Genomic DNA, 713 nt, shown 5'->3' with positions numbered 1-713 from the left:
AATGTCCCTATTGCAGCCAGAGGCAGAGTGAATGATGTTATTATAATCAGCCACTTATATTCACTAGAACCTAATGCATGATAAGATATAAATTCAGAATAAATTATCATGAAAAAAACAATAGGAACAGAGATAGAACAGAGAATAACTAAACTCGAACGCCACCACCAAAAACTATTTTTTTCTCCATTTTCCGATGTGTATTTTATAACGCCTGTACTAACAGGCGCGTTAAGTATTCCCATTACACTAGCGATCAAGCTCTGCATTTGCCCCAGTACCACAACACCAGCAGGGCCGGCATAAACTGCAGCAGCTTTTGAAATAACAAAACCGATCAACATCTTAAACAATGTTAAGAATGCAGACATGCTTGTTATTTTTAGTATTTTTTTCATACAGAAAACGTGTTTACAAGTTTTATTATTTTATCTAAGTCTCCGTATTCCATTGTTGGGTCTAGAGGAAGTGATAGGACTTCATTATGAATTTTTTCAGTGATTGGTAAAGATAACTGATTTAACGAACTGTAAGCTTTTTGTTTATGAGGCGGAAGTGGATAATGTATTAATGTGCTGACGTTATTCTCTAAAAGATATGCCTGCAATTTTTCACGATTTGGTGTCATAATTAAAAATATGTGCCATACTTGATTTTCACGGGCTTTATATTTTGGCAGCGAATTGAATGGGTTATTATTTTTTTCGATATAA

1 protein-coding gene and 1 pseudogene are annotated in these 713 nt (G+C 34.2%); both read right to left on the bottom strand.

The features are described from left to right. A pseudogene (locus tag IM317_RS23755) lies at nucleotides 1-398 on the bottom strand (O-antigen flippase); the annotation flags it as partial. After that, a partial coding sequence (locus tag IM317_RS23750; RefSeq protein WP_193362555.1) for a DegT/DnrJ/EryC1/StrS family aminotransferase occupies nucleotides 395-713 on the bottom strand: 319 nt, incomplete at its 5' end. The gene IM317_RS23750 and the pseudogene IM317_RS23755, both read right to left, overlap by 4 nt.

The sequence above is a fragment of the Enterobacter cloacae complex sp. S3 genome, from assembly GCF_014930495.1.
Taxonomy (GTDB): domain Bacteria; phylum Pseudomonadota; class Gammaproteobacteria; order Enterobacterales; family Enterobacteriaceae; genus Enterobacter; species Enterobacter asburiae_B.
This window is presented reverse-complemented; position numbering and strand designations above follow the sequence as displayed.